A 20800-nucleotide genomic window follows, 5' to 3' on the forward strand; every position below is an offset into this window, starting at 1 on the left:
AGTTTAGACCCAGTCTAAACCGCCGTCTGCACAGGCATTCCTGTGGTTGTGTAGAACCCATAGAGAGAAGGAGAGCACCATGGATCTGAAAGGCAGCAAGACCGAAGAAGCCCTGAAAGAGGCCTTTGCCGGCGAATCGATGGCCAATCGCCGTTACCTGTACTTCGCTTCCAAGGCGGACGTCGAAGGCTACAACGACGTGGCCACCGTGTTCCGTTCCACCGCGGAAGGCGAAACCGGCCACGCCCACGGCCACCTCGAATACCTCGAGAGCTGCGGCGACCCGGCCACCGGCCTGGAATTCGGTTCCACCTCCGCGAACCTGAAGACCGCCGTGGCTGGCGAGACCCACGAGTACACCGACATGTACCCGGGCATGGCCAAGACCGCGCGCGACGAAGGCTTCGACGAAGTCGCCGACTGGTTCGAAACCCTGGCCAAGGCGGAGCGTTCCCACGCCAACCGCTTCCAGAAGGCGCTGGACCAGCTGGACGACTGATCGTCTCCTGCCTGGGAAGTATGCGGGGCCGGTTACCGGCCCCGTTTTCCGGGAGACACGGAACAGCCTGTGGGCGGTGCCTGAAGGCCGGGCCCGCATGTTGTTCCGTGTTTCCCCCGAAGCATCGTACTGATACGGACACCGGAGGGATGCATGTCTGCGCCGACGCACCAACGTGAAGGAAGTCTCGAAGCCCCGACCCGTCATCCGCTGGACTGGAAAAACCCCGAGTTCTACAACGAGGAATCGCTGTTCAGCGAACTCGAGCGGGTCTTTGATATCTGTCACGGCTGCCGTCGCTGCGTAAGCCTGTGCAACTCCTTTCCCACCCTGTTCGACCTGGTCGACGAATCCGAGACCCTGGAGGTTGACGGGGTCGACAAGAAGGATTACTGGCAGGTCGTCGATCACTGCTATCTGTGTGATCTGTGCTACCTGACCAAGTGCCCCTACGTGCCCCCGCACGAATGGAATGTGGACTTCCCGCACCTGATGCTTCGGGCCAAGGCCTTCCGTTTCCAGAACGAGGGCGCGAAGACCGCGCACAAGCTGATGTCCAGCACCGACACCGTCGGCAAGCTGGCGGGCATTCCGGTGGTCGCCGGCGCGGTCAACGCCGCGAACAAGAACGGTGCCGTGCGCAAGATGCTCGACAAGACCATGGGCGTGCACCCGGACGCCCCGGTCCCCGAATACCACTCGAAAAAGGGGCGTTCGCGCCTCGCGAAGGCCGCGAAGGGGGTCAGCAACCCCGAGCCAGCCGGCGCCACCCAGGGCAAGGTCGCCCTCTATGCGACCTGCTACGGCAACTACAACGAGCCGCACCTGGTCGAGGACCTGGTCAAGGTCTTCGAACACAACGGCATCGAAGTCACCCTGGTCGACAAGGAACAGTGCTGCGGCATGCCCAAGCTGGAGCTGGGCGACCTGAAGTCGGTGGAGGCCTCCAAGGACGCCAACATCCCGGCGATGAAGCGCATGATCGACCAGGGCTACGACATCGTCGCCCCGGTGCCGTCCTGCGTGCTGATGTTCAAGCAGGAACTGCCGCTGATGTTTCCGGACGACGCCGACGTGATCGCGGTGCGCGACCGCATCTTCGACCCGTTCGAGTACCTGATGGAGCGGCACAAGGACGGCAAGCTCAACACCGACTTCCCCGAAAAGCTCGGCAAGATTGCCTACCACGCCGCCTGCCACCTGCGGGTGCAGAACATGGGGCTCAAGACCCGTGACCTGCTGAAGCTGGTGCCGGATACCGAGATCGACGTCATCGAACGCTGCTCCGGGCACGACGGTACCTATGGCGTGAAGAGCGAATTCTATGAAACGGCCAGCAAGATCTGCCGCCCGGTGGTCAGCCGCGTGCAGAAGGCCGAGTCGGATCATTACTCGAGCGACTGCCCGATGGCCGGCCACATGATCGAAAACGGGTTGCAGGGCAAGGGCGAGGACAAGGCGCCCGAGCACCCGCTGACCCTGCTGCGCCAGGCCTACGGCCTGTAGCCGCCGCTCGACCCACAGGACGCGACACGGGCGGAAGACGCGCCCGGGAATGGAGAAAAGACATGGCCAGTGACAGCTACCACGAACCCGTCGAGGAACTGAGCGACGAGTCGCGCGAAATGCACCGTGCGATCGTCTCGCTGATGGAGGAACTCGAAGCGGTGGACTGGTACCAGCAGCGCATCGACGGCTGCAAGGACGAGGAGCTCAAGGCGATCCTCGCGCACAACCGCGATGAGGAGATCGAACACGCTGCGATGGTGCTGGAGTGGATCCGGCGCCATAACCCGGTATTCGACCACGAACTGAAAGACAACCTCTGGTCCGACAAGGACTACACGAAGACGGGGCACCACCACGATCACTGAGGGGTGCCGGTCCTGGCGGGCCAGTCCGATGAGACGGAGGTATCGAGATGCAGATGGAGGCAAGTGTGGACAAGCTGAGTCGTGAAGACCTGTATTCGCTGGAGAAGTACCACGAGGTACGCCCCCAGTTCCGCAGCGAGGTGATGCAGCACAAGCGGGATCGTGTGGTGCAGGTGGGTCCGGCGGTGACCCTGCATTTCGAGGATCGCAAGACCATGCAGTACCAGATCCAGGAGATGCTGCGGGTCGAGAAGATCTTCGATGCCGAGGGCATCCAGGACGAGCTCGACGCCTACAATCCGCTGATCCCGGATGGCTCCAACTGGAAGGCGACCATGATGGTCGAGTATCCGGACGTGGACGAGCGCAAGGTGCAGCTGTCCAAGCTGATCGGGATCGAGCGCAAGACCTACGTGCAGGTCGAAGGCCACGACAAGGTCTACCCGATCGCGAACGAGGACCTGGATCGCGAGACCGATGACAAGACCTCCTCGGTGCACTTCCTCCGCTTCGAGCTGACGCCGGAGATGGTCTCCGCGGCCAAGTCCGGTGCGGCCATTGCCGTGGGGGTGGAGCACGAGAACTACAGTCATCGGCTGGACGCCGTCGCCGAGGGCACGCGCGAGTCGCTCGCGGCCGACCTCGACGCCGTCAACTGACGCGGACCCTATGGCCGCTTCACGAAAGGCGCCTCCGGGCGCCTTTTTCGTTTCCGGCGCATGCCGGACTGTGGCTTCGTCTGGCCGCCTGCCTCGTGGTGGCTGGCCCTGGTTCGGCATCGGGTGTTTACGGTGGTTCCGGTCCACATACTGCCAGGCGCTGACTCGCCAGCGCGCCCCGAGGTCCTTTCTTGCTTGCCCAAGAAAGGACCCAAAGAAGGGCACCCGGATTTCGCCCGGGAACCTTGCTCCGGACGCGCTGGGCCGGCGGCGCTGAACTCGCTGCGCCTTCGGCTCCGCTCAGACATCCAGCGCTTCTCCCGGCCCATCACGCCCTCCACGAGGGGCTCCATACGGGGAGCGAAGGTCAAAACAGCAGCTATTCAAACGCCACGACACCACAATGAGCATTGCCGTCCGAAAGCCCCCCGGCGCCCGCTCCGCGGGCGCGGCACGCAACGGCCACAGGCCGAGCGTGCCGAAGATGTCCGAAAGCCTAGCCATCATCCACTGCAACAACGCCGGGACAGCTGTTGTTTTGACCTACCTCCCCGTTGTCGTCGCGCCGAGTGGAGAGGGTTTTCGCGGGATCAGAGGCGCTGGATGTCTGAGCGGAGCCGAAGGCGTAGCGAGTTCAGCGCCGCCCGCGAAAAGCCTCGGAGCGAGGGAAACCCCGGCCCGCTACGCGGGCCGGGGTCGCGGCAGTCGGGCGTGTTTCTTGGGTACTTCTTTGCACGAGCAAAGAAGTACCTCGGGGCGCGCTGGCGAGTCAGCGCCTGGCAGGCGGCTCGACGAAGGCACGTAAACACCAGAGGATGAACTATGGCCGGCCACAGCAAGGCAGGTGGCGGATCGAAGGCACTGTAAACAGCGGATGACGAACCAGAGCCAGCCTCGCGCCGGCAGGCGCTAGAGGGCGTCGAGGACTTCGGAGAGGCGCGAGACCGCGACGACTTCCATGCCCTTGATGGGCTTGCGCGGCGCGTTGGCCGCCGGGGCGATGGCGCGTGTATAGCCATGCTTGGCCGCCTCGCGCAGGCGCTCCTCCCCATTCGGCACCGGCCGGATCTCGCCGGCCAGCCCGACCTCGCCAAAGGCCAGCATCTCCTGCGGCAGTGGCCGGTCGCGAAAGCTCGATAGCGCGGCCGCGAGCATCGGCAGGTCGGCGGCCGTCTCGGTCACGCGCACGCCGCCGACCACATTGATGAAGACATCCTGGTCGAACAGGGCGACGCCCCCGTGCCGGTGAAGCACGGCCAGCAGCATGGTCAGGCGGTTCTGCTCCAGCCCCACGGTGATGCGCCGCGGTTGCGAGGCATGGCTCTCGGCGACCAGGGCCTGAACCTCGACCAGCAGCGGCCGCGTGCCCTCACGGGTGACCATCACGACGCTGCCGGGCACCGGGCCCTGGTGGCGGGAGAGGAAGATTGCGGAAGGGTTGGAGACGGCCTTCAGGCCGTTCTCCAGCATCGCGAACACACCCAGTTCGTTGACGGCGCCGAAACGGTTTTTTACCGCGCGCAGCATGCGGTAGCGCCCGTCCGGGTCGCCCTCGAAATACAGCACCGTGTCGACCATATGTTCGAGGACGCGCGGCCCCGCGAGCTGGCCGTCCTTGGTCACATGACCCACCAGAATCACGGTGATGCCGCGCTGCTTGGCCAGCCGCACCAGGGCGGCGGCACTCTCGCGCACCTGGCCGACCGAGCCCGGCGCGGATTGCAGCGCGGCGGTGTAGAGCGTCTGGATGGAGTCGATCACCAGCACTCGCGGACGTTCGCGCTCGCAGGTGGCGATCACGTTCTCCACCTGGGTCTCGGTGAGCAGGCGCAGCCCGTCGACCTCCAGACCGAGGCGCCGGGCCCGCATGCCGATCTGCTGGGCCGACTCCTCGCCGGTCACGTAGAGCGTGTCGCCGACCGGCAGCATCGCCAGGGTCTGCAGCAGCAGGGTGGACTTGCCGATCCCCGGGTCGCCCCCCAGCAGCACCACCGAGCCGTGGACCAGCCCGCCACCCAGCGCGCGGTCCAGCTCCGACAGCCCGGTGCCGGTGCGCGGGACCTCGGCCAGCTCGACCTCGCCCAGCCGGGTGATGCCGGCGGCCTCGCCGGCGTAGCCGCCGCGCGGGCCGGCGCTGGCGGCCGGGGTGGCCTCCTCGAGGGTGTTCCAGGCGCCGCAGTCGCCGCACTGGCCGGCCCATTTGGGGCTGACCGCGCCGCAATCCCGGCAGACGTACTGGGTCTTTGCCTTCGCCATCAGGCTTCCTTGTTGTCGGGCGTGGCGGGCAGGTCCGGTGCGACCACGCGCACGGTGCGGATCGTGTTGTTCTTGATCTGGGCGATATCCATCACCACGCCGTTGATCTTCACGCTCACCGGTGCCTCGGGGATGCTCTCCAGGTGTTCGACGATCAGGCCGCTCAGGGTCTTGGGGCCGTCCTGCGGCAGGTCCAGACCGAGGGCGCGGTTGAGTTCGCGCAGGTGGATGCCGCCGTCGACCATGGCGGAGCCGTCTTCCTGGCGCAGGACGTCGTCGCTCATCGCCGGGGAGTCGGTGGTGAACTCCCCGACGATCTCCTCCAGCAGGTCTTCCAGGGTGATCAGCCCCTCGATATCGCCGTACTCGTCCACGACCAGGCCAATCCGTTTCTTCTGTTGCTGGAAGTTGATCAGCTGACGGTTGAGTGCCGTGCCCTCGGGGATGAAATACGGGGGCGTTACCACCTGGCGCAGGTCGTCGGGGCCGAATTCGTCGCGCTCGACCAGGGGCAGCACGTCACGGCGGTGGATGAAGCCGACGATACGGTCCAGCTCGCCTTCCACCACGGGCAGGCGTGTGAAGCTCCCGTGGATCAGCTGGTCTTCGACTTCGTTCCATGGCTCGTTCAGGTCGATCACCACGATCTCGTTGCGCGGGATCATGATGTCCTCGACCGTGGTGCGCTCGAGGTCCAGCAGGTTCAGCAGCATGCGCTGGTGATTGGCTGGGATCAGTGCGCCGGCCTCCGAGACCACGCTGCGCAGTTCATCGGTATTCAGCGCGGCGCGCTGGCCGGCGTTCATGTGCACGCCGAACAGGCGCAGCACCCCGTTGGCCATCAGGTTGATCAGCCACACTACCGGCCACATCACCTTGATCAGGCCGGAGTAGACCCATGCGGCGGGGTAGGCGATGCGCTCACTGTGCAGGGCCGCGAGGGTCTTCGGGGCGGTCTCGGCGAAGATCAGGAGGGTCAGGGTCAGCACGCCCGTGGCGATGGCGACCCCGGTATCCCCGAACAGGCGCCAGCCGATGAAGGTGGCGATCTGCGCGATCAGGATGTTGACGAAGTTGTTGCCCAGCAGGATCAGGCCGATCAGCCGGTCCGGTTTGTCCAGCAGCCGCGCGGCCAGTTGCGCGCCGCGGTGGCCGGTCTGCGCGCGGTGGCGCATCCGGTAGCGGTTCAGCGCCATCAGCGCCGTCTCCGAGCCGGAGAAAAACGCGGACAGCAGGAACAGCACCACCAGGGCGCCGAACAGGACGGACAGCGGGATCTCTTGCAAGGGCGCGGCCTGCGGTCAGGGTTGGGGCGGACGCGGTGGCGTCGTCGGGGTCATTTCAGGCAAGGGGCGCCGGGGTGTCAAGCCGCCTCGGGGGCATTCAGATCCGCCCGAGGATGACCTCCAGCACCAGCTTGGAGCCGAAATAGGCCAGCACCAGCACGACAAACCCGCCGGTGGTCCAGGCCAGCGCGCGGGTGCCGCGCCAGCCCAGGCGCCAGCGCCCCAGCAGCAGGGTGGAGAAGATCAGCCAGGCCAGGATCGACAGCGTGGTCTTGTGCACCAGATGCTGGGCAAACAGGTTGTCCACGAACACCAGGCCGGACAGCAGGCTGAGCCCGAGGAACAGCCAGCCGATGAAGATCATCCGGAACAGCCACACCTCCATCGAGAAAAGGGGCGGCAGGGCGCGCACGAAACCCGAGGCATGGTGGTTGTGCAGCGCGCGATGCTGGGCGGCCATCACCGCGGCCTGGGCGGTCGACAGCGCGAGGAAGGCCCAGCCCAGCGCGGAAAACAGGATGTGCAGGTCGATCCCCGCGGAGGTGGCATAGCGGGTATCACCGTCGCACAGCAGCGCGGTCATGGCAGCGAGCGCCGTCAACGGCAGGATCACCACGCCGAGGATGGCCAGCGGGTGGCGCCAGCTCGTCAGCCACAGCAGCGCGGCCACCAGCCACAGCGACGCCGACAGGGCGTTGCCGAGGCACAGATTGAGCCCGGTCTCGGTCAGCACCATCGGCAGCAGCGCGCCCAGATGGGCCAGCAGGGCCAGCCCCCACAGGGCCAGGGCCGCTCGTGGCTGGCCGGGCGTCAGCGGCTGGCGTCGGGCGGTGATGGCCAGGTAGCCCGCGGTGACGAGATACAGCGCGACGGCGAGGAGTCCGGTGGCAATGATCATGACGCCGGATTATCGCTGCAATGCCGGTGGATTGCACATGCCGGCGGCGGTTGCGGGTCGCCCCGCGGCGGGCCTGCATGCAAGGCCGCGAGACCGGTATACTGTCCGGTCCCGCGGTCGGCCCAAGCCCGCCGCCCGCGCACGGATCAGAAGAGGACACGCGATGTTCGACGGCCTTTCCAGCCGCCTGCAAGAGACCATGAAGCGCCTGAAAGGTCAGGCGCGGCTCACCGAGGACAACATCCAGGACGCCCTGCGCGAGGTGCGCATGGCACTGCTGGAGGCCGACGTGGCCCTGCCCGTGGTGCGCGAGTTCATCAAGGACGTCAAGGAAAAGGCGCTGGGAAAGGAGGTCATCGGCAGCCTGACGCCGGGCCAGGCCCTGATCAAGGTCGTCCATGACGAACTGATCGCGACCATGGGGGGCGAGAACGCCTCCCTGAACCTCGCCCATCAGCCGCCCGCGGTGGTGCTGGTGGCCGGTCTTCAGGGCGCGGGCAAGACCACCAGCATTGGCAAGCTCGCGCGCCTGTTGCGCGAGCGCGAGAAGAAAAAGGTCGCGGTCGTGAGCTGCGACGTCTACCGCCCGGCGGCGATCCAGCAGCTCGAGACGCTGGCGGGGCAGGTGGGTGTCACGTTCTATCCCAGCGACACCAGCCAGAAGCCCGAGGCGATCGCTGATGACGCGGTGGCCCGCGCCCGCCGCGAGGGGGTCGAGGTCCTGCTGGTAGACACCGCCGGCCGGCTGCATGTCGACGAGGACATGATGGCCGAGGTCCGGGCGCTGCATCAGGTGATCGACCCGATCGAGACCCTGTTCGTGGTCGATTCCATGACCGGCCAGGACGCCGCGAATACCGCGCGCGCCTTTGGCGAGGCCCTGCCGTTGACCGGCGTGGTGCTGACCAAGGCGGACGGCGACGCCCGCGGCGGTGCGGCGCTGTCGGTGCGCCAGATCACCGGGGTGCCGATCAAGTTCATCGGCATGGGCGAGCGCCCGGATGCGCTGGAGCCGTTCCATCCCGAGCGTATCGCCTCGCGCATCCTGGGCAAGGGCGATGTCCTGTCGCTGGTCGAGGAGGCCAGCCGCCAGGTCGACCAGGACCAGGCCGCGAAGCTGACCCGCAAGCTGAAGAAGGGGCGTGGTTTCGATCTGAACGACCTGCGCGACCAGCTGGGCCAGATGCAGAAGATGGGGGGCATGAGCTCCATGCTCGAGAAGCTCCCCGGTGGCGGCAAGCTGCCGGACGCCGTCAAGAACCAGGCCAGCGACAAGGAGATCGGTCGCATGATGGCGGTGATCTCGTCCATGACCGAGCACGAACGCCGCCATCCCGACGTGATCAAGGGCTCGCGCAAGCGGCGCATCGCGGCCGGGTCCGGCACCCAGATCCAGGACGTGAACCGCCTGCTCAAGCAGCACACCCAGATGAGCAAGGCGATGAAGAAGTTCTCCAAGGGCGGCGCGTCGAAGATGATGCGCGCCCTGGGGGGCAAGATGGGCGGCATGGGGGGTATGGGTGGCCCCGGCGGCGGGATGCCGTTCCGCTGATGGTCAAGGTTCGCGCGAACGACCGCTTGCAGCCGTGGGGAGCCCTGCCGCTTCCCTTGTGTTGCTGGCCGGATTCGTTATAATCGCGCGTTTTCTCGAGAAAACGGACTCACGGGGTTCAACACTACATGGTTACGATTCGCCTGCTACGCCGCGGCGCCAAGAAGCGCCCGTTTTATTCGATCGTGGTTACCGATTCCCGCGCTCGTCGCGATAGCGGCTACAAGGAGCAGATCGGGTTCTTCAATCCGGTGGCCCGCGGTCAGGAAGAGCCGCTGCGCATCGATCTCGAGCGCGTGGACTACTGGCTGGGTCACGGCGCCGGCATGTCCGAGCGCGTGAACCATCTGGTCAAGGGCTACCGCAAGCAGCAGTCCGCGGCGGCCTGAGGTCGTCCGGTCCGCTGTACTGACGCTTGGCTGCGGTCATGAACGAGGCGGGTGAGCGCATCCGCGTCGGGCGTGTCTCCGGGGTCTATGGCGTCAAGGGCTGGGTCCGGGTGTTTTCCGAGACCGAGCCGCGCGCCGCGATTACCGAGTTCCCGCAGTTGTGGATGCACTACGGGAACGACTGGCGCCTGGTCGAGATCGAAGGCGGCCGCGCGCATGGCGCGGGCGTCGTGATGAAGTTCCGCGAGGCGGCGGATCGCGATGCCGCCTACGGGTTGATCGGCGCCGAGTTGGCGATCGAACGCGACTGGCTGCCCCCGGCCGAAGAGGGCGCCTACTACTGGGCCGACCTGCTGGGCATGGCAGTCGAGAATCGCGACGGCACGGCACTGGGCACCATCTCGGGCTTTATCGAGACCGGTGCCAACGACGTGCTGGTGGTCCAGGGGGACCGGGAGCGCCTGATCCCCTGGGTGCGCGAGCAGTACGTGCTGGATGTGGACCTGGAGGCTCGCTGCGTGCGGGTCGACTGGGATCCGGATTTTTAAGCGGCGCCGGTGCGTTTCGACGTCATCACGCTGTTTCCGGAACTGGTCGCGGCGGTTGGCGAAGCCGGCGTGACCGGGCGGGCCGTCGAGCGCGGCCGGCTGGACCTGAAATACTGGAATCCGCGCGCCTGGGGCGCCGGCTTCCACCAGGCCGTGGACGACCGTCCCTATGGCGGCGGGCCAGGCATGGTGATGCAGTACGCGCCCCTGGCGTCCGCGCTGGATGCGGCGGTGGCGGACGCGGACGCGGTCCCGTACGTGATCGCGCTGACCCCGCAGGGGCGGCCGATCCGGCAGGCGATGCTGCGCGAGCTGGCGGCGCGCCCCCGGGTGGCCCTGGTCTGCGGGCGCTACGAGGGCATCGACGAGCGCTTCATCGAGGCGCGGGTCGATGAGGAATGGTCGCTCGGCGACTTCGTGCTCTCGGGCGGGGAGCTCGCGGCCATGGCGGTCGTCGATGGCTGCGCCCGTCTGCTCCCGGGGGTCCTGGGGCATGCGGACTCCGCCGAACAGGATTCCTTCAGTGCCGGGCTGCTGGATTGCCCGCACTACACCCGGCCGGAGACCGTGGCCGGGCGGGCAGTACCGCCGGTACTGCTGGGTGGCGACCATGGCGCCATCCGTCGCTGGCGCCGCCGTGAGGCGCTGGGCAGGACCTGGAGCCGGCGGCCGGACCTGCTGGCCCGGCTGGAACTCGGGGCCGAGGATGCGGCCCTGTTGGACGAATACCGTGTGAGTGGCCGGACAGGCGGCTCGCGCACCGAAAGCGATGATTGAGGTCGAGCAATGAATAACGTCATTCAGGAACTGGAAGCCGAGCAGATGAAGTCGGATGTGCCCGACTTCGGGCCCGGCGATACCGTGGTGGTGCAGGTGAAGGTGCGCGAGGGCGACCGCGAGCGCCTGCAGGCCTTCGAGGGCGCGGTGATTGCCGTGCGCAACCGCGGCCTCAACTCCGCGTTTACCCTGCGCAAGGTCTCCTACGGCAACGGCGTGGAGCGGACCTTCCAGACCCACAGCCCGCAGATCGCCGAGATCAAGGTGAAGCGCCGCGGCAAGGTGCGTCGCTCCAAGCTGTACTACCTGCGCGACCGCACCGGCAAGGCCGCCCGCATCAAGGAAGACGTCAAGGCGGCGAAGTAACGCCGGCCGGCGGGGTGCGGCAAATGGCCGTGACCCCGTCACCCCTGGCTTTTCGCTATTCGATGTCGGCTGGATCGACGACCCGCAGCCAGCGCTGTCTCCTCCCCGGAGTCGCGCTGGCTTTTGCGTGGCTGGAATCCGCGAACGGTGAGCTCCTCGCCTGCGACTGGCAGGACCCGGATGATCCCCGGGAGCTGGTCCCGCTGGCCGACATCCCGGGGGCCGATCGTCGCCCGCCACCGTTTGCCCCGGACGCCTATGGCCGGGATGCGTCCGCCTGGCAGCCGACCCCCGCGGTCCCGCCGGGCAGTGCCCATGCGCGCCGCGTCTGGGCGGCCCTGTCGGAGATCCCGGTCGGCGAGGTCCGCACCTATTCCGAGATTGCGGCCCGCGTGGGCTCGGCGCCCCGCGCCGTGGGGCAGGCCTGTCGCGCCAACCCCTGGCCGCTGTTCATCCCCTGCCATCGGGTCGTGTCCTCCCGCTTTCGTCGTACCCATGATGTGGGCGGCTACGCAGGCGATCAGGTGGGCGAGCTGGCCCAGGTCAAGCGCCTGTTGCTGGCGCACGAGGGGGTTCTGAACCACGAATGATCCGGCGCCCGTCGCGTGCCGGTTTTTCTCCCTTCCTTCCGTCCCCCCGATGATTCTTCCCGCCTCCGCGGCGGCTGGTCTGCGTGCTTTGTTTCCCCTGCGGGGAATCTTCATCTCTTTTTTCAGTTTCTTGCGCGCCCGAGCCGCCCTGAACGGCGGCTGAAAAAAATTCCCCAAAACCGGGAATAGATTGGAGTGGTCCCCCGTCTGCCCCTCGGTGTTGATGCCCAAGAACCTTTCAAAAACAGACTTTTAGGAAACGCTAATATAGTCTTTTGTGTTGACAGCACGGACTCGGGTTCAGCACTCTGCTACACAGGTCCGGGCCAGATCAGTCCCGGGCTTCATCGAAAAAAACCCGTGTGATGGAGGTTTCCATGTTCAAGAAAGCATTGCTTGCGTTGCCCGTAGCAATGGCTGTTGGGGCTGCAGCTCAGGCCGGCGAGTGGCAGGACCCCAATGATGTCCTGCAGAACCTGCTGCAGAACAATCCCGATTCCGCCTACCTGCATCAGAGTGAAATGAACATCATGATGATGCCGGACAACCCCGCCCTGTGGCTGATCGACGAAGGCGAAGAACTGTTCTACGCCGAGCGTGGCCCGAACAACGTCTCCCTGGAAGGCTGCGACTTCGGCAAGGGCCCGGGCGAGCTTGAGGGTGCTTACGTCGAGCTGCCGCGCTACTTCGAGGACACCGGCAAGGTGATGGACTTCGAGATGCGCCTGGTGCACTGCATGAAGGAACTGCAGGGCTTCACCAGCGATGATCCCGCGGTGGCCCGCCGTCACGGCAACGGCTCCGACATCATGCAGCTGACCACCTATATCGCCCACCAGTCCTCCGGGATGGCGTGGAACCCGCCGCTGGATCACCCGGAAGAGCAGGCCATGCGCGACGCCGGTGAGGTGCTCTTCTTCCGCCGCGGTGGTGCGATGGACTTCAACTGCGCCTCCTGCCACGGCGATTCCGGCAAGCAGATCCGCGCCTCCGTGCTGCCCGAAATGCGCAATGGCCAAGAATGGACCAAGGCTGTCTCCTGGCCCGCCCACCGCGCTGGCCACGACAACGTGCGTAGCCAGAACCACCGTATCCGCGGTTGCGTGTGGCAGATGCGTCACGCCGGTATCAAGGCGGACACCCCGGTCAACACCGCTCTGATCTCGTTCTGGAACGATGCGGCGCGCGGCGAACCGGCCGTCCTGCCCGACCTGAAGCGGTAACCTACGGACGCAATAGGAGACACCAAGTATGTTTAAGAAGAATGCTGTTGCGGCCGGCATGGCCGCGTTCGCATCCGTCGCCCTGACCGCAGGTTGCGCTGTCGCCGACGGGAGCAAGGGTTCGGATGTCGACATCACCGCGATGAGCGCCGAGGAACTCGCCGAACACCTCATCTTCGAGACGGACAGCTTCCGTGATCAGGAGATGCAGGAAGGCGGTACCTGGCGTGATCGCATGACCCAGGATGAACTGCAGAAGGCCTGCTCCATGGAAGGTGACCCGGACGGCGAGACCGCCGGCCGTGTGGTCGCGATGGCGCGTGCGTCCTACGAGGCACCGGAAAGCATCGAGCTGGGCGACTGGCGCAAGGGTGCCGAACTGGCCGACTCCGGCTACGGCTACCGCCAGGGTCACCGTACGGATGACCACAGCCAGCGCGAGGCGGGTGGCAACTGCTACAACTGCCACGTGTTCGACCCGCGGGTGTCCGACCAGGGCACCATCGGCCCGAGCCTGCAGAACTACGGTGCCAACCGCGGTACCAGCGAAGCGGTTCTGCGCTATGTGCACGAGGTGATTTCCAATCCTCACCAGTACTTCCCGTGCACGCAGATGCCGCGCTTCAACTCCGACCGTCACCAGCTCCTGAGCGACGAGCAGATCAGCCATATCATGGCCTACCTGCTGGATCCGGAGTCGCCGGTCAACAACCAGTAAGCCATTTGCTGGATCGGGGCAGTCCGCAAGGACTGCCCTTTTTTGAGTCCCCGCGCAGGGTTGCGGGGATTCAGAAAAGGGTCCCATCGCGCTCGGCCTCCCGTCCGCGCGCGGGTCCCGGACGGGAACGAGACGCTCCAGCCATCAGGGCAGCCGGGCTGAATGCCTTGAGGCGCTGGTCTCACCGCGGGCAAGAAGCGGCAACAGCCGACGCAAGAGGAGATATCAGGGATGCTCAGTAACAAGACAGTGGGGGCGAGCTTGGCCATCGTGGCGTCGACGGCGCTGATTGCAGGCTGCGACGGCTGGATGGGCGAGCGAGGCGGCGAAGTCGATATTACGGCGATGACCGCCGAAGAGTATGCGGAATACCTCGTGCTGGAGACGGACAGCTACAGCTTCGAGCAGGAGGCACAGGAGGGTGGATCAGCCCGGGACCGTATGGTCCAGGATGGCATCCAGGCGGCCTGTTCGCTCGAAGGCGAGCCGGATGCCGATACGGCCGGCGAGGTCATCGCGATGGCGCGCGAGAGCTACGAAGAGCCGCCGGGCGGCCCGCGCCTGGGGAACTGGCGTCGGGGTGCCGAGCTGGCGCGTTCCGGTTACGGCTATCGGATCGGTCATCGCAATGACGACCACGGTACCCGCGAGCCGGGCGGCAACTGCTATGCCTGCCACCAGATGGATCCAGCCGAGGAGCTCTACGGCACGCTGGGCCCAAGCCTGGCGGGTTACGGGGCCACCCGTGGAACCGACAGCTCGGTCGTGAATTATGTGCATCAGGTGGTGTCCAACCCCCACCAGTACTTCCCGTGCACCAAGATGCCGCGCTTTGGCCACAACAACTTCCTGACCGAAGAGCAGATCGCGCACGTGATGGCGTATCTGCTGGACCCGGAGTCTCCGGTCAACCAGTAAACCGGTCACACGGTCGAGGGCGGTCGCTATCGGCTGCCCTTCTTGAGCCACCGCGGGTACGCTCGCGGTGGCTTTTTGTTTGAGGGACGCATGCTCAGCTACCAACACGACTATCACGCCGGCAATTTCGCCGATGTGCACAAGCACCTGGTCCTCTGGCAGGTTCTGGAATCCCTGCGCGGTCGCGACAAGCCCTTCGTGGCACTGGACCTGCACGGGGGTGCCGGCGGGTACGACCTGACCGGTGCGCGGGCGCGCAAGACCGACGAGGCCGCGGCCGGTATCGCCCGCCTGTGGGCGACGGAACAGCCCTTGCCCTCGGGCGTGCGGGAGTTTCTCGGCACGCTGCGGTCTATGCAGCCCCGGCCCCCGCGTCTGACGGAGTACCCGGGATCCCCTTTGCTGATCCAGGCGCGGCTGCGCGAACGCGATCAACTGATCGCCTGCGAGCTGCATCCCGAGGCATACGGACGTCTGCGGGCGCGGTTGGCGGGGGATCCGCGCTGTCACGTGCACAAACGCGACGCGCGCGAGGCCGCGCGGGCCTTGTTTCCCCCGGAGCCGCGCCGTGGCCTGGCCTTGCTGGACCCCTCCTACGAGCGCGGGGCCGAGTATCGCGAAGTGGCCGAGATGGTGACGACGATCCGCCGGCGCTGGAACACGGGCATCATCCTGATCTGGTATCCGATCCTCGCGGGCCGGCCGGATCACGCGATGCGCGAGCACTTGAGAGCCGAGCTGGAGGATCCGTGGCTGGCCAGCGAGCTGCGCATCGCGCCTGACCCCGAACGCCACATGGGGCTGGCGGGTTCCGGGATGCTGGTGCTGCGGCCCCCGTGGCAACTGGAGGCGCATCTCCCCGAGCTGCTGGCGCCGGTGTGGCAGGTCCTGGATCCGGAAGGTGCCGGTGGGCTCTACCAGGCCGCTGTCCTTGAAAACGGCACGGGCGACCCAACCTTGCGACGTGTCGAGATCAATCAAGGGACGAGCAGGCCATGAGTGAAACCCAGACCGCACCGCAACCCGAGACCCGCCGCTTCGAGACCGAGGTCAGTCAGCTCCTGCAGCTGATGATCCACTCGCTGTACTCCAATCGCGAGATCTTCCTGCGCGAGCTGATCTCCAATGGCGCCGATGCCTGTGACAAGCTGCGCTTCGAGGCCCTGGCCCAGCCGGAGGCGATTCCGCAGCCGGCGGAACTGGCGATCGACGTCGAGGTGGATCCGGAGGCGCGCACGGTGACGGTGCGCGATAACGGCATCGGCATGTCCCGGGACGAGGTGGTCGAGCATATCGGGACTATTGCGCGTTCCGGCACCAAGGCGTTTCTCGAGAAGCTGACCGGGGACCAGAAAAAGGACTCGCAGTTGATCGGCCAGTTCGGGGTGGGCTTCTATTCCTCGTTCATCGTGGCCGATGAGGTGCGCCTGGAGACCCGCCGCGCCGGCAGTGAGCCGGATGCGGGTACCCGCTGGGAGTCACGGGGCGACGGCGAATACACCATCACCGCCTGCGAGCGCACCGAGGCTGGCACCGAGATTACGTTGACGCTGAAGGAAGACGCCGACGAATTCCTCGAGCCCATGCGCCTGCGCCACATCATCGGGCGGTATTCGGATCATGTGGCATTCCCGATCCGCATGCGCAAGTCGGATGACGAGGGCAACCCGACCGACGAATGGGAAACGGTCAACCGTGCCAGCGCGCTGTGGACCCGTTCGAAGAGCGAGATCAGCGACGAGGAGTACCAGGAGTTCTACAAGCACGTCGCGCACGACTTCGAGAACCCCATTGCCTGGACGCATAACCACGTCGAGGGGCGCCAGGAGTACACGACGCTGTTCTACATCCCGAAGCGGGCCCCGTTTGACCTGTGGGACCGCGATGCCCGTCACGGGGTCAAGCTCTACGTGAAGCGCGTGTTCATCATGGACGACGCGGAAAAGCTGCTGCCCAACTACCTGCGCTTCGTGCGCGGTGTGGTGGACTCGGCTGACCTGCCGCTGAACGTCTCGCGCGAGATCCTGCAGGACAACCGCCTGGTCGACTCGATCCGCTCCGGCTCGGTGAAGAAGATCCTCGGGCTTCTGCAGTCCATCGCCGACAACGAACCCGAGAAATACGCCGAGATCTGGAAGAACTTCGGGCGGGTGTTGAAGGAAGGCCCCGGCGAGGACTTCGCCAATCAGGAGACCATCGCGAAGCTGCTGCGCTTTGCCAGCACCCAAAACAGTGACGACACCCAGAACGTGGCGCTGGCGGACTACATCGAGCGCATGAAGGACGGTCAGGAGGCGATCTACGTGATCACCGCCGATAATGCCTCCGCCGCGCGCAACAGCCCGCATCTGGAGGTGTTCCGCAAGCACGGGATCGAGGTGCTGCTGCTGTCCGACCGGGTCGACGAATGGCTGCTGTCGCACCTGCGCGAGTTCGATGGCAAGGCGATCAAGAATGTTGCCAAGGGCGACCTGGACCTCGACAAGATCATCGGCGAGGAGGCAGACCCGAAGAGTGGTAGCGACGAGCCGGCGGGCGACGACGATCTGGGCGATCTGCCCGAGCGCCTGCAGGCGGCGCTGGGCGATCGGGTCGACAGTGTGCGCGCCTCGCGGCGGCTGGTGGAGTCTCCGGCCTGCATCGTGCTCGGCGAGCACGAGATGGCGCTGTACCTGCAGGAACTGCTCAAGCAGGCCGGCCAGGAGACCTTCTCCGGCAAGCCGGTACTGGAGGTCAACCCGGGGCACCCCCTGGTCGAGCGTCTGAAGGCCGCCGAAGGAGACGACTTCAACGACCTCGCCTCGCTGCTGTTCGAGCAGTCCCTGCTGGCCGAAGGCGGGCAACTGGAGGACCCGACCGGGTTCGTCGCGCGGCTCAATCGCCTCCTGTTGCAGAAGGCCGCCTGACCCGATTGGCCACCCGCCGGAAACCGTATCGCCGGCGGGTGGACCTGACGCGCGGCCGTGTTCCGCGTTACCCTTACAAGTTCATGTATTAAGAGGGCAAAGCCCATGCAAGTCGCGCAGAACGCCGTGGTGGCCATCCACTACACCCTGACCAACGACGCTGGCGAGAAGATCGACAGCTCCGAAGGCCGCGAGCCGCTGGCCTACCTGCACGGGAACGGCCAGATCGTCCCGGGCCTGGAGAAGGAGCTGGAAGGCAAGGCCGCCGGTGACAAGGTCCAGGCCAAGGTCTCCCCGGCAGAAGGCTATGGCGAGAAGATCGATGCCATGGTCCAGGAGATCCCGATGGATGCGTTCCAGGGCGTCGAATCCGTCGAGCCGGGCATGCAATTCCAGGCGCAGACCGAAAATGGCCCGCTGACCGTCACCGTGACCAAGGTCGAGGGCGATACCGCCACGGTCGACGGGAACCACCCGCTGGCCGGCGAGACCCTGAACTTCGACGTCGAGATCGTCGAGGTCCGCGAGGCCTCCGCCGAAGAGCTGGAGCACGGCCACGCCCATGGCGAGGGCGGTCACCAGCACTGAGCGTGCCGGGCCGGCGCCACGCTGGCCTGACCACGAGGCGTGAAGGCTCGCCAGTCCGACCCGCTCCGGTGCCGCCGGGGCGGGTTTTTTCGTTCCGGGCCCGCCCGATGTGCCGTGCTCGGGGCTTCATTTCCGATAGTGATATTGCAAACCATTCTCATTCCGTATAGGGTGCCCTCCGTTGATGGCAACGGCGACCGGATCATCCTCCGCGCCCGCCACGATCACCGGACCCGGCTGAAGGTGTCCAGTCCTTGCAGCGAGCGTGCTCGATGATGGCCAAACGTACGAACACAACTCCCCCCGGACGCCGGCGAACGCTGGCGCTGGGGGTGGCCGCCAGCTTCGCGCTGCATGCCGGAGTGCTGGGTTCGCTTTGGGTCATGCGCGATGCCGAGCCGGAATCCATAGGCACCCGGGGCGGTGGCATCGAGGCCCACTGGGTCGATCTGGATAGCGTCCTGCCGGGCGAGCCGGCGATTGAACCCGAGGCCGTTGCGGAGACACTGGACGAACCGGAACCGGAACCGGAACCGGAACCGGAACCGGAACCGGAACCGGAACCGGAACCGGAACCGGAACCAGAGCCAGAGCCAGAGCCAGAGCCAGAGCCAGAGCCAGAGCCAGAGCCGGAGCCGGAGCCGGAGCCAGAGCCGGAGCCAGAGCCGGAGCCAGAGCCGGAGCCGGAGCCGGAGCCGGAGCCAGAGCCGGAGCCAGAGCCAGAGCCAGAGCCAGAGCCAGAGCCAGAGCCAGAGCCAGAGCCAGAGCCAGAACCGGAGCCAGAACCGGAACCAGAGCCGGAACCAGAGCCGGAACCAGAGCCGGAACCAGAGCCGGAACCAGAGCCGGAACCAGAGCCGGAACCAGAGCCGGCCGGATTCACCCCGGAGCGGGACGAGGAGGCGGAGACGGGCGCGACCGCCAGTGGGCCGGCGGGGCAGGAGGACGAGCCCTTCGAGGAGCCGGGTTTCGGGGCGGATTACCTGAGCAATCCGCCGCCCGACTATCCGCGGATCTCGCTGCGTCGTGGCGAGGAGGGGACCGTGCTCCTGCGGGTCCGGGTTTCCGCGCAGGGGCAGCCGCTGGACTGGTCGGTGGAGGAGAGCAGTGGCCACCGGCGTCTGGACGAGGCCGCTCAGGCAGCGATCGAGCACTGGGAATTCGAGCCGGCGCGCCGTGGCGGCCGCGCGGTGGAGGGCGTGGTCCTGGTGCCAATGGAATTTTCGATTCGATAAACGCGTGAGCCCCGCCGCAGGGGCGCCGTCGAGGATGACTGCATGAACGAGTTCGATGTTTTCTACGTGTTTCGCCATGGCGACCCGGTGCTGATCGCGGTCTTCCTGGTCCTGCTGGTGATGTCGGTGGCGACCTGGGCGATTGCCGCGAGCAAGCTGTTCACGCTGTTCGGTGTGCGCCGCGACAACCGCGCGACGCTGGAGGCCTTTGATGCGAGCCAGACGGCGCCGGCCTTTCACGATGCGATCCGTGATCAGCGCGGTCCGCTGGCGGCGATCGGCCAGGAGGCGTTCGCGGCGTTCGACGACTATCGCGGTGTGCGGGATGGCTCGGACAAGGCCGAGCAGCGTCTGGACGACCACGTGGTGCGCCGAATCCGCCAGGCGATGGACCGCCAGCTGTTGCGCATGCAGGCCGGCAACATCGTGTTCGCCTCGGTCGGGGCGCTGGCACCGTTCGTCGGGCTTCTGGGTACGGTCTGGGGGATCCACGGCGCGCTGATCGACATCTCGCAGGAGTCGTCGGTATCCATGGACCTGGTCGCCGGGCCGCTCGGTGAGGCCCTGGTGGCGACGGCCGCCGGTCTGGCCGCGGCCATTCCGGCGGTCGCATTCTTCAATATCTTCAATCGTTCCCAGCGTCTGCTGCACCAGGATTTCGAGGCCTTCGCGCATGATGTGCATGCCCTGCTGATGCACTCTGACCTGATGCCGGGCAATGCACGCCAGGCCCGCGACCGCCGTACCGATCCGCATGCGCTGCCGGACGACGGCCTGCATCAGGGGGTATGAGCGATGGCCTTCGGACGCATGGGTGATTCCAACGAGCCGATGTCGGACATGAACGTGATCCCGCTGGTGGATGTGATGCTGGTGCTGCTGGTGATCTTCATCATCACCGCGCCGGTGATCACACACTCGGTGGATCTGGATCTTCCCCAGGCCACCAGCGAGCCGGTGGACGAACTGCCCGAAAGCGTCACCCTGGCGCTGGACGGGGGTGGCGATCTCTACTGGAACAACGAGCCGATTGCGCTGGAGCAGCTCCCGACGCGCCTGCGCGATGTGCTCGAGACACAACCGGACGTCGCGATCTACCTGCGCGCGGACCGCGACACCCGCTACGAGCGGCTGGCCCGGGTGATGGCCGAGGTGCGCCAGTCCGGGGTGGGCCGCATGGCCTTCGTCTCCGAACCGGAGGGGGAACGATGAATTCCGGCTCTTCTGAATCGGTCAAGCCCGCCGCCCGCGAGCAGACGGGCCCGCGCGAGATCGCCAGCGAACAGTTGCTGGGACCCGCGCGGCAGATCCGCATCTGCCACCGTGGCGAGTGGTACACCTTGCGCCGCACCGCGAACGACAAGCTGATCCTGACCAAGTAGAGCCACACGAAACACCCGTCACGGTCCGTACCGTGACACCTGCCAGCCAGGGGAGCCCCTCCCTCAGCCAGCCTCCAATCCGTCACCGATCCGCGGCGTCTCGACGTCCGGGCGGTATTGATACTGGCTATTCAAG

The 20800-nt window shown here is 66.2% G+C and carries 23 protein-coding genes and 1 pseudogene; 20 read left to right on the forward strand and 4 right to left on the reverse strand.

What is annotated here, in order from left to right; translation table 11 throughout:
* The first annotated feature begins 79 nt into the window (after positions 1-79).
* The 4 genes from D103_RS0105505 to D103_RS0105520 all read left to right on the forward strand — a co-directional run bounded on the left by D103_RS0105505 (position 80) and on the right by D103_RS0105520 (position 3032).
* Entirely contained in the window at positions 80-499 is a 420-nt protein-coding gene (locus D103_RS0105505) for a rubrerythrin family protein (RefSeq protein WP_017940769.1), read from the forward strand.
* 153 nt (positions 500-652) lie between these two features.
* Positions 653-2005: a heterodisulfide reductase-related iron-sulfur binding cluster gene (locus D103_RS0105510; protein ID WP_018876076.1), complete on the forward strand. Its 1353-nt coding sequence runs from the start codon at positions 653-655 to the stop codon at positions 2003-2005.
* Positions 2006-2067: 62 nt separating this feature from the next.
* Positions 2068-2373: an encapsulin-associated ferritin-like protein gene (locus D103_RS0105515; protein ID WP_018142071.1), complete on the forward strand. Its 306-nt coding sequence runs from the start codon at positions 2068-2070 to the stop codon at positions 2371-2373.
* A gap of 47 nt (positions 2374-2420) precedes the next feature.
* Positions 2421-3032 (forward strand): DUF3501 family protein, encoded by a 612-nt coding sequence (locus tag D103_RS0105520; protein WP_018876077.1) that lies wholly within the window; start codon positions 2421-2423, stop codon positions 3030-3032.
* Positions 3033-3346: 314 nt separating this feature from the next.
* On the opposite strand, the pseudogene D103_RS14285 reads toward D103_RS0105520, so the two are convergent.
* From D103_RS14285 to D103_RS0105535, 4 genes and pseudogenes are all read right to left on the reverse strand, one after another.
* Positions 3347-3539 (reverse strand): annotated as a pseudogene (locus tag D103_RS14285) (hypothetical protein); the annotation flags it as partial.
* Positions 3540-3941: 402 nt separating this feature from the next.
* The gene (radA, locus tag D103_RS0105525; protein WP_018865800.1) at positions 3942-5288 is read right to left on the reverse strand and encodes a DNA repair protein RadA; all 1347 of its coding nucleotides are present in this window, start codon (positions 5286-5288) and stop codon (positions 3942-3944) included.
* Complete coding sequence (locus D103_RS0105530; RefSeq protein ID WP_018876078.1) at positions 5288-6574, reverse strand: HlyC/CorC family transporter; 1287 nt, start codon at positions 6572-6574, stop codon at positions 5288-5290. The genes radA and D103_RS0105530 overlap by 1 nt, the downstream gene beginning before the upstream one ends.
* A gap of 97 nt (positions 6575-6671) precedes the next feature.
* Positions 6672-7472 (reverse strand): inner membrane protein YpjD, encoded by an 801-nt coding sequence (locus D103_RS0105535; RefSeq protein WP_018876079.1) that lies wholly within the window; start codon positions 7470-7472, stop codon positions 6672-6674.
* A gap of 163 nt (positions 7473-7635) precedes the next feature.
* On the opposite strand from D103_RS0105535, the gene ffh reads away from it, so the two are divergent.
* From ffh to hemP, 16 genes are all read left to right on the forward strand, one after another.
* Positions 7636-9024 (forward strand): signal recognition particle protein, encoded by a 1389-nt coding sequence (gene ffh / locus D103_RS0105540; protein WP_018865797.1) that lies wholly within the window; start codon positions 7636-7638, stop codon positions 9022-9024.
* Positions 9025-9152: 128 nt separating this feature from the next.
* Complete coding sequence (gene rpsP / locus D103_RS0105545; RefSeq protein WP_018865796.1) at positions 9153-9413, forward strand: 30S ribosomal protein S16; 261 nt, start codon at positions 9153-9155, stop codon at positions 9411-9413.
* 38 nt (positions 9414-9451) lie between these two features.
* Positions 9452-9961: a ribosome maturation factor RimM gene (gene rimM / locus D103_RS0105550; RefSeq protein ID WP_018865795.1), complete on the forward strand. Its 510-nt coding sequence runs from the start codon at positions 9452-9454 to the stop codon at positions 9959-9961.
* A gap of 9 nt (positions 9962-9970) precedes the next feature.
* The gene (gene trmD / locus D103_RS0105555) at positions 9971-10738 is read left to right on the forward strand and encodes a tRNA (guanosine(37)-N1)-methyltransferase TrmD (protein ID WP_018876080.1); all 768 of its coding nucleotides are present in this window, start codon (positions 9971-9973) and stop codon (positions 10736-10738) included.
* Positions 10739-10747: 9 nt separating this feature from the next.
* The gene (gene rplS / locus D103_RS0105560; protein WP_018865793.1) at positions 10748-11104 is read left to right on the forward strand and encodes a 50S ribosomal protein L19; all 357 of its coding nucleotides are present in this window, start codon (positions 10748-10750) and stop codon (positions 11102-11104) included.
* Positions 11105-11127: 23 nt separating this feature from the next.
* Positions 11128-11694, forward strand: a complete 567-nt coding sequence (locus D103_RS0105565) for a methylated-DNA--[protein]-cysteine S-methyltransferase (RefSeq protein WP_018876081.1) — start codon at positions 11128-11130, stop codon at positions 11692-11694.
* Between the two features lie 413 nt (positions 11695-12107).
* Positions 12108-12917, forward strand: coding sequence for a sulfur oxidation c-type cytochrome SoxA (gene soxA, locus D103_RS0105570; RefSeq protein WP_018876082.1), 810 nt, complete (start codon positions 12108-12110; stop codon positions 12915-12917).
* 28 nt (positions 12918-12945) lie between these two features.
* Positions 12946-13635 carry a sulfur oxidation c-type cytochrome SoxX gene (gene soxX / locus D103_RS0105575; RefSeq protein WP_018876083.1) on the forward strand — a complete coding sequence of 230 codons (690 nt, stop codon included), beginning with the start codon at positions 12946-12948 and terminating at the stop codon, positions 13633-13635.
* 231 nt (positions 13636-13866) lie between these two features.
* Positions 13867-14553, forward strand: a complete 687-nt coding sequence (gene soxX / locus D103_RS0105580) for a sulfur oxidation c-type cytochrome SoxX (protein ID WP_018876084.1) — start codon at positions 13867-13869, stop codon at positions 14551-14553.
* A 90-nt stretch (positions 14554-14643) separates the two neighbouring features.
* Positions 14644-15552, forward strand: a complete 909-nt coding sequence (locus D103_RS0105585; RefSeq protein ID WP_018876085.1) for a 23S rRNA (adenine(2030)-N(6))-methyltransferase RlmJ — start codon at positions 14644-14646, stop codon at positions 15550-15552.
* Entirely contained in the window at positions 15549-17459 is a 1911-nt protein-coding gene (htpG, locus tag D103_RS0105590) for a molecular chaperone HtpG (RefSeq protein ID WP_018876086.1), read from the forward strand. Before D103_RS0105585 ends, htpG begins: the two co-directional genes overlap by 4 nt.
* Before the next feature lie 105 nt (positions 17460-17564).
* The gene (locus D103_RS0105595) at positions 17565-18047 is read left to right on the forward strand and encodes a peptidylprolyl isomerase (RefSeq protein ID WP_018865786.1); all 483 of its coding nucleotides are present in this window, start codon (positions 17565-17567) and stop codon (positions 18045-18047) included.
* A 272-nt stretch (positions 18048-18319) separates the two neighbouring features.
* A complete protein-coding gene (locus D103_RS13805) occupies positions 18320-19282 on the forward strand; it encodes an energy transducer TonB (protein ID WP_231366581.1) in 963 nt (320 codons plus the stop codon).
* Positions 19283-19324: 42 nt separating this feature from the next.
* A complete protein-coding gene (locus tag D103_RS0105605) occupies positions 19325-20074 on the forward strand; it encodes a MotA/TolQ/ExbB proton channel family protein (RefSeq protein ID WP_018865784.1) in 750 nt (249 codons plus the stop codon).
* Positions 20075-20077: 3 nt separating this feature from the next.
* Positions 20078-20494: a biopolymer transporter ExbD gene (locus D103_RS0105610; protein ID WP_018865783.1), complete on the forward strand. Its 417-nt coding sequence runs from the start codon at positions 20078-20080 to the stop codon at positions 20492-20494.
* Complete coding sequence (gene hemP, locus D103_RS13810; protein WP_018865782.1) at positions 20491-20664, forward strand: hemin uptake protein HemP; 174 nt, start codon at positions 20491-20493, stop codon at positions 20662-20664. The genes D103_RS0105610 and hemP overlap by 4 nt, the downstream gene beginning before the upstream one ends.
* The last annotated feature ends 136 nt before the right edge of the window (positions 20665-20800 follow it).

The sequence above is a fragment of the Thioalkalivibrio sp. ALE31 genome (assembly GCF_000377405.1).
In the GTDB taxonomy this organism is placed as follows: Bacteria; Pseudomonadota; Gammaproteobacteria; order Ectothiorhodospirales; family Ectothiorhodospiraceae; genus Thioalkalivibrio.